This window comes from Aquabacterium sp., from assembly GCF_036279675.1.
Classification (GTDB): Bacteria; Pseudomonadota; Gammaproteobacteria; order Burkholderiales; family Burkholderiaceae_C; genus Aquabacterium.
In genome coordinates this window covers 41,805-55,022 of sequence record NZ_DASUIS010000097.1, presented here as the reverse complement: position 1 = coordinate 55,022, position 13,218 = coordinate 41,805, and the positions used below count along the sequence as shown (strand labels likewise).

The following is a 13,218-nucleotide window of genomic DNA, read 5'->3' as shown; positions in this document are numbered from 1 at the left end:
CCGCTGCATCAATGGCCGGGCCGGGCCCGTGCGCAGCATCTGGCCTGGTTGGGGCAGGATGTATCGGGTGACCCGGCCATGGCCGTGCGCGATGTGGTCGCTTTGGGCCGCCTGCCGCATCAAGGCTGGCTGGGTCTGGCGGGCATGCGGGCGGCGGATCTGGGCGCGGTGTCTCAGGCCATGCAGGATACCGATACGGCCTGGGCAGCTGATCGGCGTATGGCGGCCCTGTCTGGTGGCGAGCGTCAACGTGTGCTGCTGGCGCGGGCCCTGGCCGTGCAGGCGCCGGTGATGCTGCTCGACGAGCCCGTGTCCCACCTGGATGCACCCCATCAGCGATTGCTGGCCCGTGTACTGCGCCGCGAAGCCGACAAGGGCCGATGCGTGATCAGCGTGCTGCATGAGTTGCCGCTGGCGCTGGCGGCCGACCGGATCGCCGTCATGCAGGCCGGCCGCATGGTGGCGCATGGCCATCGCGATGACCCGCACGTCCACCGCGCCATTGAACAAGTTTTTGAACAGGCCGTCACCATCGTGCGTGCCGATACGCGCTGGGTCGTGCTGCCCAGTTTTGGATGACGCCATCGCGCCAAGGAACACCATTCATCATGGATATTCAGAATCCCCCCACAGAAGCACCGCAACAGCGCGAACGTGCTGAACGACGTGGCCTGTTGATCGTCAACACGGGCGATGGCAAAGGCAAGAGCACGGCCGCGTTTGGCCTGGCCCTGCGAGCCCATGGTCGTGGCAAGTCCGTGAAGATCTACCAGTTCATGAAGGTGCCCAGCGCACGCTTCGGCGAACACCGTGCTTTCGAGCAACTGGGTGTACCCATTGAAGGTCTGGGCGATGGCTTCAGCTGGAAGAGCAAAGATCTGGAGCACTCGGCCGAACTGGCCCGCCAGGGTTGGGCGCGTGCCGCCGAGGCCATCCGCAGTGGCGATCACTTCCTGGTCGTGCTTGATGAGATGACCTACCCCTTGATCTATGGCTGGGTGCCCTTGCAAGAGGTGGTGGACACCTTGCGCAATCGGCCCGGCGAGGTGCATGTGGTCATCACCGGTCGTGATTGCCCGGCCGAGATCGTGGCCATTGCCGACACCGTCAGCGAAGTCCGCAAGATCAAGCACGCCTATGAGGCCGGCATTCCCGCACAGCGCGGCATTGAAGACTGAGCAGGCCAGACCATGACACATGCTCGCGCCGTGATGGTGCTGGGGACCAGCAGTGGCGCGGGCAAGAGCTGGCTGGCCACGGCCTTGTGCCGCTGGTACGCCCGCCAGGGCCTGAAGGTGGCGCCCTTCAAGGCGCAGAACATGAGCAACAACGCGCGTGTGGTGCCGGGGCCGGGTAGTGGGCTGGGCGAGATTGGCTCGGCCCAGTACTTTCAAGCACAGGCTGCCAGGGCCACGCCCGACGTGCGCATGAACCCTGTGCTGCTCAAGCCCGAGCATGACACGGCCAGCCAGGTGGTGGTGATGGGCCAGGTGCGCCGCGATTACTCGACCATGCCCTGGCGCTCGCGCAGCGAGTTGTTGTGGCCGCATGCGCAAGAGGCCCTGGCCTCGCTGATGAGCGAGCACGATGTGGTGGTGATCGAGGGCGCTGGCTCACCCGCCGAGATCAACCTGCACGACAACGACTTCGTCAACATGCGCACGGCCCTGGCCGCCAACGCAGCCTGCCTGCTGGTGACAGACATCGACCGCGGTGGCGCCTTTGCCCATCTGTATGGCACCCACCAGTTGCTGCCCCAGGCCGAACGCGCCTTGATCCGCGGCTTCGTGCTCAACCGCTTCAGGGGTGATGCCGCCTTGCTGGCCCCCGGTCCGGATCAGTTGCAGGCGCTGACGGGCGTGCCCACGATGGCCGTCATCCCCATGCAGCGCGGGCATGGCTTGCCCGAAGAAGACGGGCTGTATGAGGACGCGGGCGGTCTGGGTTCGGCCACCTCGGGTACGGCCACCCGCCGCATCGCCATCGTGGCTTATCCGCGCATCAGCAACCTCGACGAGTTACAGCCGCTTCGCAACCTGCCGGATGTCAAGCTGGTGTGGGCACGCCAGCCGCGTGACCTCGATGGCGCGGACTGGATCATCCTGCCCGGCTCCAAACACACGCGTGCCGATCTGCAGTGGCTGCATGATCAAGGCCTGGCAGCTGTGATTCAAGCCCACGCTGCGCAAGGCCGACCAGTGTTGGGCATATGTGGTGGCCTGCAGATGCTGGGTGACGAGGTGCAGGACCTGGATGGCATCGAGGGTGCGGGTGTCACATCACCTACGCCCACCAGCGTCGCTGGCCTGAAGCTCTTGCCCTTGCACACCCGCTTCGATGCAAGCAAGGCGCTGCGATCCACCCGCGCGATCTGGCGTACCAGCCGCGAGCCCGGCCGCTTTGGTGATCACAAGGTGTGGTCGGCCTTGCATGGCCACGTCATCGACGGCTATGAAATCCACCACGGCCGCACAAGCTGGGCAGACACAGCCCGGGCGCCCGACGCCATCCTGGTGGATGACGCGGGCCAAGCCATGGGCTGGCAGCGTGGCGCCGTGCTGGGTGTCTACCTGCATGGCCTGTTCGAGTCCAGCGCAGTCATGCAGGCCCTGTTCGGCCAGCAGGCCCGCACTCTCGACGGCGTTTTTGATGGTCTGGCCGATGTGCTGGATCAGACCTTTGCGCCCGGTTCCCTGATGCAGTTGCTGCAGCCCTGAAGCCGAGCCTGTTCCGCTTACCCCCTTCCAATCTGTTCATGTCCTTTGCCATCCCGACCATCGTTGACCTGTCCCAAGCTGAACTGACGGACCGACTTCAGCACCTCATAGACCACAAGACCAAGCCCTTGGGGGCCTTGGGCCAGATTGAATCCCTGGCGCGGCAGATCGGTCTGGTGCTGGGCAACGTGCAGCCGGTCCTGCAGTCGCCTCAGATGATCGTGTTTGCGGGCGACCATGGCCTGGCCGCGCGTGGTGTGTCAGCCTATCCAAGTGACGTGACCTGGCAGATGGTCGAGAACTTCCTGGCCGGCGGTGCTGCGGTCAGCGCGCTGGCTCGCCAGCATGGCCTGGCCCTGAACGTGGTGGATGCGGGCGTGGCCCATGACTTCAGCCCACGTGCCGGCTTGCAGATCCGCAAGATCGCGCCTGGCACGGCGGACTGCACCACTGAGCAGGCCATGAGCGCGGCGCAATGTGAGCAGGCCTTGCAAGCAGGTCAGGATGTGGTGCGTGGCTTGCCCGGCAACGTGATCCTGATGGGCGAGATGGGCATTGGCAATACATCGAGCGCGGCCTTGCTCATGGCTCGCCTGACCGGCGAGCCCATTGCGGCATGCACGGGCCGTGGCACCGGGCTGGACGATGCCGCCCTGGCACGCAAGCTGGACGTGTTGCGTGCGGCCCTGGCTCGCCATGTGGATGCCGTGGCGCCGCTGGAGGTGCTGGCCGCCTTTGGCGGCTTCGAGATCGCCATGATGGTGGGTGCCGTGTTGCAGGCCGCCAGCGAGCGTCGCGTGATCGTGGTGGATGGCTTCATTGCCAGCAGCGCCGTGCTCGTTGCCGCCGCCTTGCAGCCACTGGTCTTGCAGCGTTGCGTGTTCGCCCATCAATCCGATGAGTCCGGGCATGCACTGATGTTGCGCTACCTGCGTGTCAAGCCCTTGCTCAGGCTCGATCTGCGACTGGGTGAAGGCTCTGGCGCTGCCTTGGCGTGGCCTTTGCTGGAGTCTGCCTGCCGCATCCTGCGCGAGATGGCCAGCTTCGACGCAGCGGGCGTCAGCAGTTCGGATCAGGATGCCGGGCTTCGCGCTTCAGACAAGGCATGATGCGCGCATGAAAGCCTTGCTGCATGAACTCCGCCTGATGCTGATTGCCCTGCAGTTCCTGACGCGGGTGCCAGTGCCAGCCTGGGTGGGGTTCGAGCCCGCCTGGTTGCAGGGCTGCATGCGCTATTTCCCCTTGATCGGTGCCTTGGTGGGGCTGGCTGGCGCCCTGGTGCTGGCGGCCACTGCGTTCTGGTGGCCACCGCTGGTGGCCGTGGTGCTGAGCATGGCTTTCACCGTGTGGCTGACGGGCGGCTTTCACGAAGACGGGCTGGCAGATACCTGCGATGCCCTGGGTGGCTCGGTCAGTCGCGACCGCGCCTTGACCATCATGAAGGACTCTCGCATCGGCTCTTACGGTTCGCTGGGGCTGATCCTGGTGTTGATGCTGAAGGCGTCAGTCCTGGCTTCTCTGGCCTCGCCCTTGTTCAATGAGCTCGACAGTGCCGAGTCCAGCCATGTGCGGCAGGTGCTGCTGGCCTGGACCATGATGGCGATGATCTGGTGTCATGCGGCCTCACGCCTGGTGCCAGTCTGCCTGACCCGCGTCCTGCCTTACGCCGGGGACCTGGATCACGCCAAGGCCAAGCCGCTGGCCATGCAGGTGTCCTGGGCGAACGTGAGTGCCGCATGGCTGGTCACCGGCCTGGTCGCCGGTGCGATGGTGTTCTGGTGGAGCTACACGGCCTGGCCCGTGGGCACCCTGTTGTCGGCTTTGCTGAAGTCGTCTGTGGTGATGTTGCTGGGCGCCGCGGTCTGTGCACGTTGGTTCAACAAACGCCTGGGCGGCTTCACCGGCGACACGCTGGGCGCCAGCCAGCAGCTCACCGAGGTCATGGGGCTGCTGGCCTGGCTGGCAGTCGTGCACCCGGTGGCCTGATGGCCGAGACCACTGACATGTCATCGCATCAGGCGCTGTGCCAGGTCTGGCGTCATCCGCGCCCGCGGGGCGTTGCCGGCCGCTGCATTGGCCGCACCGATGTGCCTGTGGATCGGCGCAAGGCCAAACGTCTGGCCCATCGCATCAGGCAGCAGGCGCGGCGACATGGATGGCCACGTGTGGTGCACACATCGCCGCTTCAGCGTTGTGCCCTGGTCGGGCAGATCCTGCGCTCATGGGGCTGGCGCCATCTGGTGGACGAAGCCCTGCTTGAAATGGACTTTGGCCGATGGGATGGCCAGCGCTGGGCCGATATTCATCAGCCGCAGGTGGACGCCTGGTGCGCGGACTTTCTGCACCATCCACCTGGCGGTGCAGAGGCCCTGGCCGATGTGTTCCGGCGGGTGGCGCAATGGGTGGATCGCATCGGTCTGGACACGCAGGGTGACAACCATGTGCCACGCCTGGTGGTGGGGCATGCAGGCTGGATGCTGAGCTTGCAGTGGCAGCTCGAGCGTGGTGGGGCGCCCACGCTGGCCAGCCAATGGCCCGCGCCCCCGGGTTATGGGCAATGCCTGACGCTTGGGTGGCCTGCCTTGGCTTCAGTAGCGCCCGGCTGCGCCGGCCAGCCTGAGATAGGCCTTGGCCAGTTGCCGCACGAACATGCGGCGAAGGCGGGTGAACCAGCGCGATGAGCTGTCGGCTGATGCCAGGATCTCGCGGCTGTGCCCGAAGTCTTCGCTGAGCGCTTGAGACAGGCTGCGAACAAAGGCCCTGTCCTTGATGATCAGATTGGCCTCCAGGTTCAGCACCATGGACAAGGGGTCCAGATTGGATGAGCCCACGGTGGCCCATTCGTCGTCCACGCTCAGCACCTTGGCATGCAGGAAAGCCGGCTGGTATTCGAAAATGCGCACGCCATGCTGTTGCAACTCGCCATACAGCACGCGCGCTGCCAGGCCGGCGATCCGGAAGTCGAGCTTGCCTTGCAGCAGCAGGCGTACCTGTACCCCTCGTGCGGCGGCGGCCCGCAAGGCCAGCCTGAGTGCCCGGCGCGGGTAGAAGTAGGGCGTGACAATGTCGATGCGCTGGCGTGCCTGATGGATCGCCTGCAAGGCCGATTGCTCGATGGTGCGGCGTTGACGCAGGTTGTCTCTCAGCACGAAGGCGCTGCGCATGGGGGCGTGCAGTGCGGCCGCATGCGCCAGCTTGCCTTGCTCCCTGGGGTTCAGTCGCATGCGCGCCTGCTGCACCCAGTGCTTCAGGCGCTTGAGCTTGTGCTTGTCGGCCATGAGGTGGCTGAGGTCGTCTCGCCAGTCTCGACCGAACTGGGCACGTGTCCACACGGCTTTGATCGTGTGCAGCACGGGTGTGATCACGGGCCCCTGCACCTGCACCGCATAGTCCAGCCGTGGGCGTTCCGACCAGCCGTGGGTCAGGTCGAAGTGGTCGTCGATCAGGTTGATGCCACCCACGAAGGCGTGCGTCTCGTCCACCACGCACAGCTTCATGTGCATGCGACGCCATTGGCTGGTGTCCAGCAGTCCCCAGATGCGGTGCATGGGCCGGTAGATGGCCAGTTTCACGCCCGCCTTCTCGAGTTCCTGCCACAGCTCGTCTGGGGCCTCGCGTGAGCCGAATCCATCCACCACCAGGTGCACATGCACGCCTCGACGAGCCGCGCGCTTGAGCGCCTGCAGCACGCTGCCACTTTGCCCCAGCGGCGACACCATGTACAGCGCCAGCCACACACTGCGACTGGCGTGATCAATGCACTCGCTCAGGGCGGGAAAGAGTGCCTTGCCGCCTCGCAGCAGGGTGACCTGGTTGCCACCTGTGAAGACCGGCTTGCGCTGGGCATACCAGGCCAGCCGTTTCATCGACTCATCCGCGTCAACTTCCGGGGATGGTGTGTGCAGCATGGTCAATCAGGAAGCCAGGTCCAGCTCCACCACCAGCGGCAAATGGTCGGACAGGCGCGCCCAGGCCCCGCCGCGCGGCACCATGATCGACTGGCACTGCATGCCGCGTGTGTAGACGCGATCCAGCGCCAGGACCGGCACGATGGAGGGGAAGGTGGGGGTGCGCTCGTCGCTGCCCGTGGACGCACGCGTCAGGCCCTCGGCCTCCAGGATGTGGTCGAGCTTCTCGTTCCAGTCGTTGAAGTCGCCCGCGATCACGACAGGTGTGTGAGCCGGAATGTGCTCGCGCACCAGTTGGGCCAGGCGTTCGGCCTGGCGCACCCGGCTCGCGTGGATCAGGCCCAGGTGCACGACCACGACATGGATCTCCACGCCCCGCCAGTGCACCGAGACGTGCAGGAAGCCCCGCTGTTCGAAGCGGTGATCCGACACATCGTGGTGGCCGATGTGGCCCAGTGGCCAGCGCGCCAGCAAGGCATTGCCGTGCTCGCCGTTTTTCGTCACGGCGTTGGTGCGGTATGCCACCTCGTAGCCCTCGGGTGCCAGGTATTCCGCCTGCGGCACATTGGGCCAGCACAGGGGGCCGAAATCGGTTTTCGAGAAGTGCTGCGCATCGGTGTGATGGAAGCGCCGCACCTCCTGCAGGCAGACGATGTCGGCGTCCATGGCCTCCACGGCCAGCCCGAGATTGTGGATTTCCAGCCGCTTGGTGGGGCCGACGCCCCGCACACCCTTGTGGATGTTGTACGTGGCCACGCGAAGGCTTTTGGAAGACAGCGTGGACGGCGGCAGCAGCGATGACTGGAGGGGATTCAGCACGGCAATGTTCGACGGCGATGCAAGGGCAACCCTATGGTGTCAAAGATAACCGCATCTGCGGGGGGCAGAGTGAGGTTTCAAGCGGGGGCTTTCCCCGTCAGCTTGCCGGTTTGACCTGGCTCAGAAGCGTCAGCCCTGGCCGAGGCGCTGCGCCAGTTGCAGGATGGCCTCCGCGTTCGACGGTGAAAAACAACGGTCTGCGGCCTCCCGCCAGGGCAACCAGGCGTACTGCGTGTGTTCCCGAGGCGCCAGGGTGACCGGGATGCCCCGGGGCACGCACAAGCCGAATACCCGCTCGGTGTTGTGCGTGACGCCGGGCGCATAGCGGTGGCGCCAGACCGGGTAGATCTCGTAGATGTTTTCCACCGCCCAGTCGCTCAAGGCGCTCAAGGGCACCTCTGGCGAGCCCACGTCGATGCCCGTCTCCTCCTGAACCTCTCGGATGGCCGTGTCCGACCAGGGCTCATCCAACGCGTCCTTGGAGCCGGTCACGCTCTGCCAGAAGCCGGGCTGTTTGGCCCGCTCGATCAGCAGCACGTCCAGCTCCGGTGTGTAGATGACGACCAGGACGGATAAGGGGATCTTGTAGGACGGAGCGGACATGGTTGAAGTGTGACATGGCACACGAACGGAGGCGCCAAACGGCGAGGTAAGTCCTCAAGTCACGCGCGAATCCGGACGATCAAACGTATGGGGTGCCATGTGGCATCTCACGCAACACCTGTTTGCCGAGAAGGTAGCCGTTCAGGTCATGACGTCCTATTCTGCTTTTGCACTGGTTTCATCGCTGGCCTTGCTGACCGTCAGCTTGGCCTTTCTCGCCCTGTGGCGGGTGCTCAAGCAGGCCTACTGGGGCCAGTTTGCGCTGGTCTCCTTGATCGCTGGTACGGTTTACGCACTGGACATCTTCACGCGCCCTGTCGGCGATCGCCCGAATCTGCTGGCCAGCACCCTGGGTTTGAGCTGTATCTGCATTGTCATGTGGGCCATCGCCCGACAGCAGGCGTTCGGGCCCCGATACAGCCGTTGGCTGCTGTTCAGCCACGGTGCCGTGGCGTTGACCGGTCTGACCCTGGTGGCGCTGGGGCAAGTCACGCGGCTGCAGCTTTTTTCTCTTTACGTGCTCATCTATCTCAACCAGATGGCCGTGATCCTGCTCGCGGGCGGCGTCAACTGGCGCACGGTGCCTCTGGCAGCGTGCCTGGCCATCTTCCCCGTCACCGTGACCTACGTCTGGCTGATGCAGGTGGATGTCATGTACTTGCGCTACCTGGTTGGCCTCATGACCTTTCTGGTGTGCATGTGCATCCTGGTCGAGGGCATGCTGGACGCGCATACCCGGCTTGGCCAGACCGTTTCCCAGCTGGATTCCGCCAAGGATGAGCTTCAATCTTTGCTCGATACCATGCTGGCAGGTTCGACCAAGGTGGCCGATGCCGGTCAGGAGGTATCGCGCAGCGCTCAGGAACTGGCCATGCGCACCGATCAGCAGACCTACAACATCAGCACCGTGGCCGATGTGATCAGCGGGGTGGCCGATCAGGTCGAGAACACGACGGCCAATGTGATTGCCGTGGACGAACAGTGCAACCAGTTGCGCGAACGTGTACTGGCGGGCGACGAAGTGGTCAATGAAGCCGTGGCGTCCATTCAGCTCATCAGCCAGCGCTCATCGGAGATGAGTGAGGCCATTGCCCTGATCGAGTCGGTTGCCTTCCAGACCAATATCCTGGCGCTCAATGCTGCGATCGAGGCAGCCCGCGCCGGCGCCGCAGGCAGAGGCTTCGCCGTGGTGGCTACCGAGGTGCGGGCCTTGTCCAGGCGTACCGCCGAATCTGCGCAACAGGTCAAGCAGTTGATCGAGCGCACCGCCGGGCAGGTAGACGATGGCGTGGCGCGCATTCAAAGCGTCAAGCAGCGTCTGGGTGACATGACGGCGGATGTGGAGGCCGTGACTGGTCGCACCCAGCAGGTTGCCTCGGATGCCCTGACGCAAAGCCAGTCCTTGGCAGAGGTGAAGTCCAGGCTGGAAGAACTCAAGCAACTGACGGACGCGAACGCCCAACTGGTGGCCACGTCGGTGATGGCTGCCGATGGCATGAATGACAGTGCCAGTGCCCTGCGCAGCATGGTCGCGCAAGGCCGGGGCGACCTGGCCTCTGCTCCGATAGAGCATGAAGCCGTGCCGGTCGCACCCAAAGAGGCCGTCGAGTTCTTCTGATCGCGGCGTGTGGTTCAGGGACGTGCGCCGTGCTTGACCGCCACGGCCGGAGGCAGTGACTTGGCCTGCAGCTCGCGCACCTGCACCACCAGCTTGTTATGCGCATCCAGGAAGGCGGCGGCAATCACCTTGCCCTCGTTGGTGTTGCTCCAACCCAGCCCGGCGGCGCCACCCAGCTTGCTGGCAATCAGCCCACCCAGGCCCAGGTCGGTCGTGCGCGCCGAGCCGGTGGCTGCTGCCAGCTGCTCGGTGGTTTCGTTGTCGGTCAGCAGCAGGGCCACCTGGGCTTCCTTCAGCTTGACCTGCTCCAGCAGGCCGGCCAGCCCGGCGATGTCGCGCAGCACCGGGATGCTCGACAGGACGCCGGCGATGCCACGACCAGCCTCCTGCTCGCTGAAGGTCAGGCTGGGGATGACGGTGTATTGCGCCTCATAACCTTTGCCTTTGTGCACGGTGCTGTCGGCACGCACGATGCCGGCTTCCTTCAACTGGCTCTCCTGCATGGTGCTGCGCAGTCCGGCGGCGCGGTCGACCACGCGGAAGCAACCGCTTTGCTGCGCCAGCAGCTTGATCAGCGGCACGGGCGTGGCGGGCAACTGGTAATGGCTGCTCATGGTGTAGCCGTCAGGATTTTCGGCCAATGCCAGGGTGGCCACCGGGCTGTCGCATCGCACGAGCGAGGCATCGGCACCTTGCGCACCCTTGGGGCCCGCGGAGCCGCTGACCATGGAGCCGCCCTTGCCCAGCTCGGTGGAGGACTGGGGCGTCTTGTCGCCGCAACCCGTCAGGCAAGCAGACAGCAAGGACAACAGCAGGGTAGTGGCAAGTGTGAGTCGCATGGTGAGGAATCCTGATTTCAATCGACGTGGCCCGTGGGCTCGCCGAGTGTACAAAACGCTGGCCTCGTCGCAAGCGCCCTCATGGGTGGGATGCAGGCTTGGCCACGTGTGACTTTGGTGTGTTGACGCCTTCTGATGCCAGATCGTCCAATTTGCCCCAATCACAACTGTGCACCGAATGCAGCAGGAAAGGCAGGCATCAAGATGGCGAAGGACCGAGTTGTATTTGTGCCCTGGAACGACAACCAGGCAGGCAAGTTCGGCACCGATGGCGACTGGAGTAATCGCCAGAAGGACAACACGCACCACAAGCGCACCTGGACGACCTACTTTCTCAATACCGCCGGCAAGCCACTGGCGGATGTGGGCATGGGCATGTCAGCGCGCATTCACATTTTTGGCCATGGCGTGCCCCCTGGGCAGGACAATACCAAGACCTATCCCGATGTGGACACGGCCGCGCCAGTGACGGTCGAGGAACTCGCCGACATGCTGGTGGAGAAGGGTCTCAAGAAGAAGTATCTGGGCACGATCGTCTGCGACATCTGCTACAGCGCCTTGGGTACGCCGTCGTTTGCCAAGCAACTGGCACGAGAGTTGTACAAGCGCGGCTATGTCTGCGCGGTCATGGGGCACCAGGGCGCCATCTTCCCGGTCTACTTCCGCTATGACTCGGTGAAGGACAACAAGTACGAACACCGTATTGTCGAGAAGCTCGATGGCAGCCTGGTGAAGTCCAAACATGCTCAGGAGCGGTTCTGGGGCTTCACCTGATCCGGCTTGACCGTTCACGAGTCCAGTCGCCAAAAAAAAGCCACCTGCGATGGGTGGCTTTTTTTGTGGGGCCTCTCAGCCCCGGTGCGGCTTGATCGATCAGGCTGCAGGCGTGGCCGCCGCCGCGTTGCGCAGGCGGATGTGCAGTTCACGCAGTTGCTTCTCGTCGACGTTGGACGGTGCGCCGGTCAGCAGGCACTGGGCACGTTGCGTCTTGGGGAAGGCGATCACGTCACGGATGGACTCGGCCTTGGTCATCAGCGTGACCAGTCGGTCCAGACCGAAGGCCAGGCCACCGTGGGGAGGCGCACCGTATTGCAGCGCATCCAGCAGGAAGCCGAACTTGACCTTGGCGTCTTCGTCGGTGATGTTCAGGGCCTTGAAGACCTTGGACTGCACCTCGGCGCGGTGGATACGGATCGAGCCGCCACCCAGTTCCCAACCGTTCAGCACCATGTCATAGGCCTTGGCGATGCACTTGCCGGGATCGGTGTCCATGTAGTCTTCGTGACCATCCTTGGGGGCCGTGAAGGGGTGGTGCACGGCGTTCCAGCGCTCCGACTCGTCGTCGTACTCGAACATCGGGAAGTCCACCACCCACAGCGGGGCCCAGCGGTCTTCGAACAGGCCGGCCTTCTTGCCGAACTCCGAATGGCCCACCTTCAGGCGCAGCGCGCCGATGGCATCGTTGACGATCTTTTCCTTGTCGGCGCCGAAGAAGATCAGGTCGCCGTCCTTGGCGCCCGTGCGCTCCAGGATCTTGGCAATGGCGGCGTCGTGCAGGTTCTTGACGATGGGCGATTGCAGGCCGTCACGGCCCTTGGCCACTTCGTTGACCTTGATCCAGGCCAGGCCCTTGGCACCGTAGATCTTGACGAACTCGGTGTAGGCGTCGATTTCACCGCGGGACATGGTGCCGCCGCCGGGCACGCACAGGGCCACCACACGGCCGCCCTTGGTTGTGGCAGGCGTCGAGAAGACCTTGAAGTCCACATCGGCCATCACGTCTGTCAGTTCGGTGAACTCCAGCTTGACGCGCAGGTCAGGCTTGTCCGAACCGAAGCGGTGCATGGCGTCGGCGTACTTCATGACAGGGTAGGCACCCAGGTCCACGTTCAGGGCCTTCATGAAGACGTGGCGGATCATGCCTTCGAACATGTCACGGATTTCCTGCTCGGTCAGGAAGCTCGTTTCAATATCGATCTGGGTGAATTCAGGCTGGCGATCAGCGCGCAGGTCTTCGTCGCGGAAGCACTTGGTGATCTGGTAGTAGCGGTCGAAGCCCGCCACCATCAGCAGCTGCTTGAACAGCTGGGGCGACTGGGGCAGGGCGAAGAACTGGCCGTCGTGCACACGCGAAGGCACGAGGTAGTCGCGGGCGCCTTCCGGGGTGGATTTGGTCAGCATCGGGGTTTCGATGTCGACAAAGCCGTTTTCGTCCAGGAACTTGCGCGCTTCCATGGCCACGCGGTAGCGCAGCATCAGGTTCTTCTGCATGTAGGGACGACGCAGGTCCAGCACGCGGTGCGTCAGGCGGGTCGTCTCGGACAGGTTCTCGTCGTCGATCTGGAAGGGGGGTGTCACGGAAGCATTCAGCACTTCCAGGGTGTGGCCCAACACTTCGATCTTGCCGCTGGTCAGGCCGGCGTTTTCGGTACCGGCAGGGCGGGCGCGCACGACGCCGGTCACCTTCAGGCAGAACTCGTTGCGCACGTCTTCGGCGATCTTGAAGGAATCGGCACGGTCGGGGTCGAACACCACCTGCACCAGACCTTCACGGTCACGCATGTCGATGAAGATCACGCCGCCGTGGTCGCGGCGACGGTGGGCCCAGCCCATCAGCGTCACGGTCTGGCCCATCAGCGCTTCGCTGACCAGACCACAGTAAGTGGTGCGCATTGTTGGTTTTCTCCGAGATGAGGATCACGTGGCCCGCACAT

13 protein-coding genes are annotated in these 13,218 nt (G+C 64.2%); 8 read left to right on the top strand and 5 right to left on the bottom strand.

The window, feature by feature from the left end; genetic code table 11:
- The 6 genes from VFW93_RS12045 to VFW93_RS12020 form a co-directional block, all read left to right on the top strand.
- Window positions 1–579 (top strand): ABC transporter ATP-binding protein (locus tag VFW93_RS12045; RefSeq protein ID WP_329694231.1); only part of this gene is annotated, 579 nt, incomplete at its 5' end.
- Window positions 580–608: 29 nt separating this feature from the next.
- Window positions 609–1,178, top strand: coding sequence for a cob(I)yrinic acid a,c-diamide adenosyltransferase (gene cobO / locus VFW93_RS12040; RefSeq protein ID WP_329694230.1), 570 nt, complete (start codon window positions 609–611; stop codon window positions 1,176–1,178).
- Window positions 1,179–1,190: 12 nt separating this feature from the next.
- Window positions 1,191–2,717 (top strand): cobyric acid synthase, encoded by a 1,527-nt coding sequence (locus VFW93_RS12035; RefSeq protein WP_329694229.1) that lies wholly within the window; start codon window positions 1,191–1,193, stop codon window positions 2,715–2,717.
- Window positions 2,718–2,755: 38 nt separating this feature from the next.
- On the top strand, window positions 2,756–3,826 hold the full coding sequence (gene cobT / locus VFW93_RS12030) for a nicotinate-nucleotide--dimethylbenzimidazole phosphoribosyltransferase (protein WP_329694228.1): 1,071 nt from the start codon (window positions 2,756–2,758) through the stop codon (window positions 3,824–3,826).
- 7 nt (window positions 3,827–3,833) lie between these two features.
- On the top strand, window positions 3,834–4,703 hold the full coding sequence (locus VFW93_RS12025; RefSeq protein ID WP_329694227.1) for an adenosylcobinamide-GDP ribazoletransferase: 870 nt from the start codon (window positions 3,834–3,836) through the stop codon (window positions 4,701–4,703).
- Complete coding sequence (locus VFW93_RS12020; RefSeq protein WP_329694226.1) at window positions 4,703–5,398, top strand: histidine phosphatase family protein; 696 nt, start codon at window positions 4,703–4,705, stop codon at window positions 5,396–5,398. The genes VFW93_RS12025 and VFW93_RS12020 overlap by 1 nt, the downstream gene beginning before the upstream one ends.
- Here the strand turns inward: VFW93_RS12020 and clsB are convergent.
- From clsB to nudB, 3 genes are all read right to left on the bottom strand, one after another.
- Window positions 5,306–6,625 carry a cardiolipin synthase ClsB gene (gene clsB / locus VFW93_RS12015; protein ID WP_329694225.1) on the bottom strand — a complete coding sequence of 440 codons (1,320 nt, stop codon included), beginning with the start codon at window positions 6,623–6,625 and terminating at the stop codon, window positions 5,306–5,308. The two genes, VFW93_RS12020 and clsB, sit on opposite strands and share 93 nt — an antisense overlap.
- 6 nt (window positions 6,626–6,631) lie before the next feature.
- A complete protein-coding gene (locus VFW93_RS12010; protein WP_329694235.1) occupies window positions 6,632–7,441 on the bottom strand; it encodes an endonuclease/exonuclease/phosphatase family protein in 810 nt (269 codons plus the stop codon).
- 132 nt (window positions 7,442–7,573) lie between these two features.
- Complete coding sequence (nudB, locus tag VFW93_RS12005; RefSeq protein ID WP_329694224.1) at window positions 7,574–8,047, bottom strand: dihydroneopterin triphosphate diphosphatase; 474 nt, start codon at window positions 8,045–8,047, stop codon at window positions 7,574–7,576.
- A gap of 148 nt (window positions 8,048–8,195) precedes the next feature.
- On the opposite strand from nudB, the gene VFW93_RS12000 reads away from it, so the two are divergent.
- Entirely contained in the window at window positions 8,196–9,665 is a 1,470-nt protein-coding gene (locus VFW93_RS12000) for a methyl-accepting chemotaxis protein (RefSeq protein ID WP_329694223.1), read from the top strand.
- Window positions 9,666–9,679: 14 nt separating this feature from the next.
- Here the strand turns inward: VFW93_RS12000 and VFW93_RS11995 are convergent, their stop codons facing one another.
- On the bottom strand, window positions 9,680–10,504 hold the full coding sequence (locus tag VFW93_RS11995; RefSeq protein WP_329694222.1) for a CsgG/HfaB family protein: 825 nt from the start codon (window positions 10,502–10,504) through the stop codon (window positions 9,680–9,682).
- A gap of 204 nt (window positions 10,505–10,708) precedes the next feature.
- Between VFW93_RS11995 and VFW93_RS11990 the strand changes: the two genes are divergently transcribed.
- Window positions 10,709–11,278 carry a hypothetical protein gene (locus tag VFW93_RS11990; protein WP_329694221.1) on the top strand — a complete coding sequence of 190 codons (570 nt, stop codon included), beginning with the start codon at window positions 10,709–10,711 and terminating at the stop codon, window positions 11,276–11,278.
- Between the two features lie 99 nt (window positions 11,279–11,377).
- On the opposite strand, the gene aspS is transcribed toward VFW93_RS11990, so the two are convergent.
- A complete protein-coding gene (aspS, locus tag VFW93_RS11985; RefSeq protein ID WP_329694220.1) occupies window positions 11,378–13,177 on the bottom strand; it encodes an aspartate--tRNA ligase in 1,800 nt (599 codons plus the stop codon).
- Window positions 13,178–13,218: the final 41 nt, after the last annotated feature.

Bases quoted from the DNA above. Each gene is read 5' to 3' on its own strand.
- VFW93_RS12035 (WP_329694229.1), top strand. From the start codon at position 1,191: ATGACACATGCTCGCGCCGTGATGGTGCTGGGGACCAGCAGTGGCGCG.
- VFW93_RS12000 (WP_329694223.1), top strand. From the start codon at position 8,196: ATGACGTCCTATTCTGCTTTTGCACTGGTTTCATCGCTGGCCTTGCTG.
- VFW93_RS11990 (WP_329694221.1), top strand. From the start codon at position 10,709: ATGGCGAAGGACCGAGTTGTATTTGTGCCCTGGAACGACAACCAGGCA.
- VFW93_RS11995 (WP_329694222.1), bottom strand. From the start codon at position 10,504: ATGCGACTCACACTTGCCACTACCCTGCTGTTGTCCTTGCTGTCTGCT.
- aspS (WP_329694220.1), bottom strand. From the start codon at position 13,177: ATGCGCACCACTTACTGTGGTCTGGTCAGCGAAGCGCTGATGGGCCAG.
- cobO (WP_329694230.1), top strand. From the start codon at position 609: ATGGATATTCAGAATCCCCCCACAGAAGCACCGCAACAGCGCGAACGT.
- cobT (WP_329694228.1), top strand. From the start codon at position 2,756: ATGTCCTTTGCCATCCCGACCATCGTTGACCTGTCCCAAGCTGAACTG.
- VFW93_RS12025 (WP_329694227.1), top strand. From the start codon at position 3,834: ATGAAAGCCTTGCTGCATGAACTCCGCCTGATGCTGATTGCCCTGCAG.
- nudB (WP_329694224.1), bottom strand. From the start codon at position 8,047: ATGTCCGCTCCGTCCTACAAGATCCCCTTATCCGTCCTGGTCGTCATC.
- VFW93_RS12020 (WP_329694226.1), top strand. From the start codon at position 4,703: ATGGCCGAGACCACTGACATGTCATCGCATCAGGCGCTGTGCCAGGTC.
- clsB (WP_329694225.1), bottom strand. From the start codon at position 6,625: ATGCTGCACACACCATCCCCGGAAGTTGACGCGGATGAGTCGATGAAA.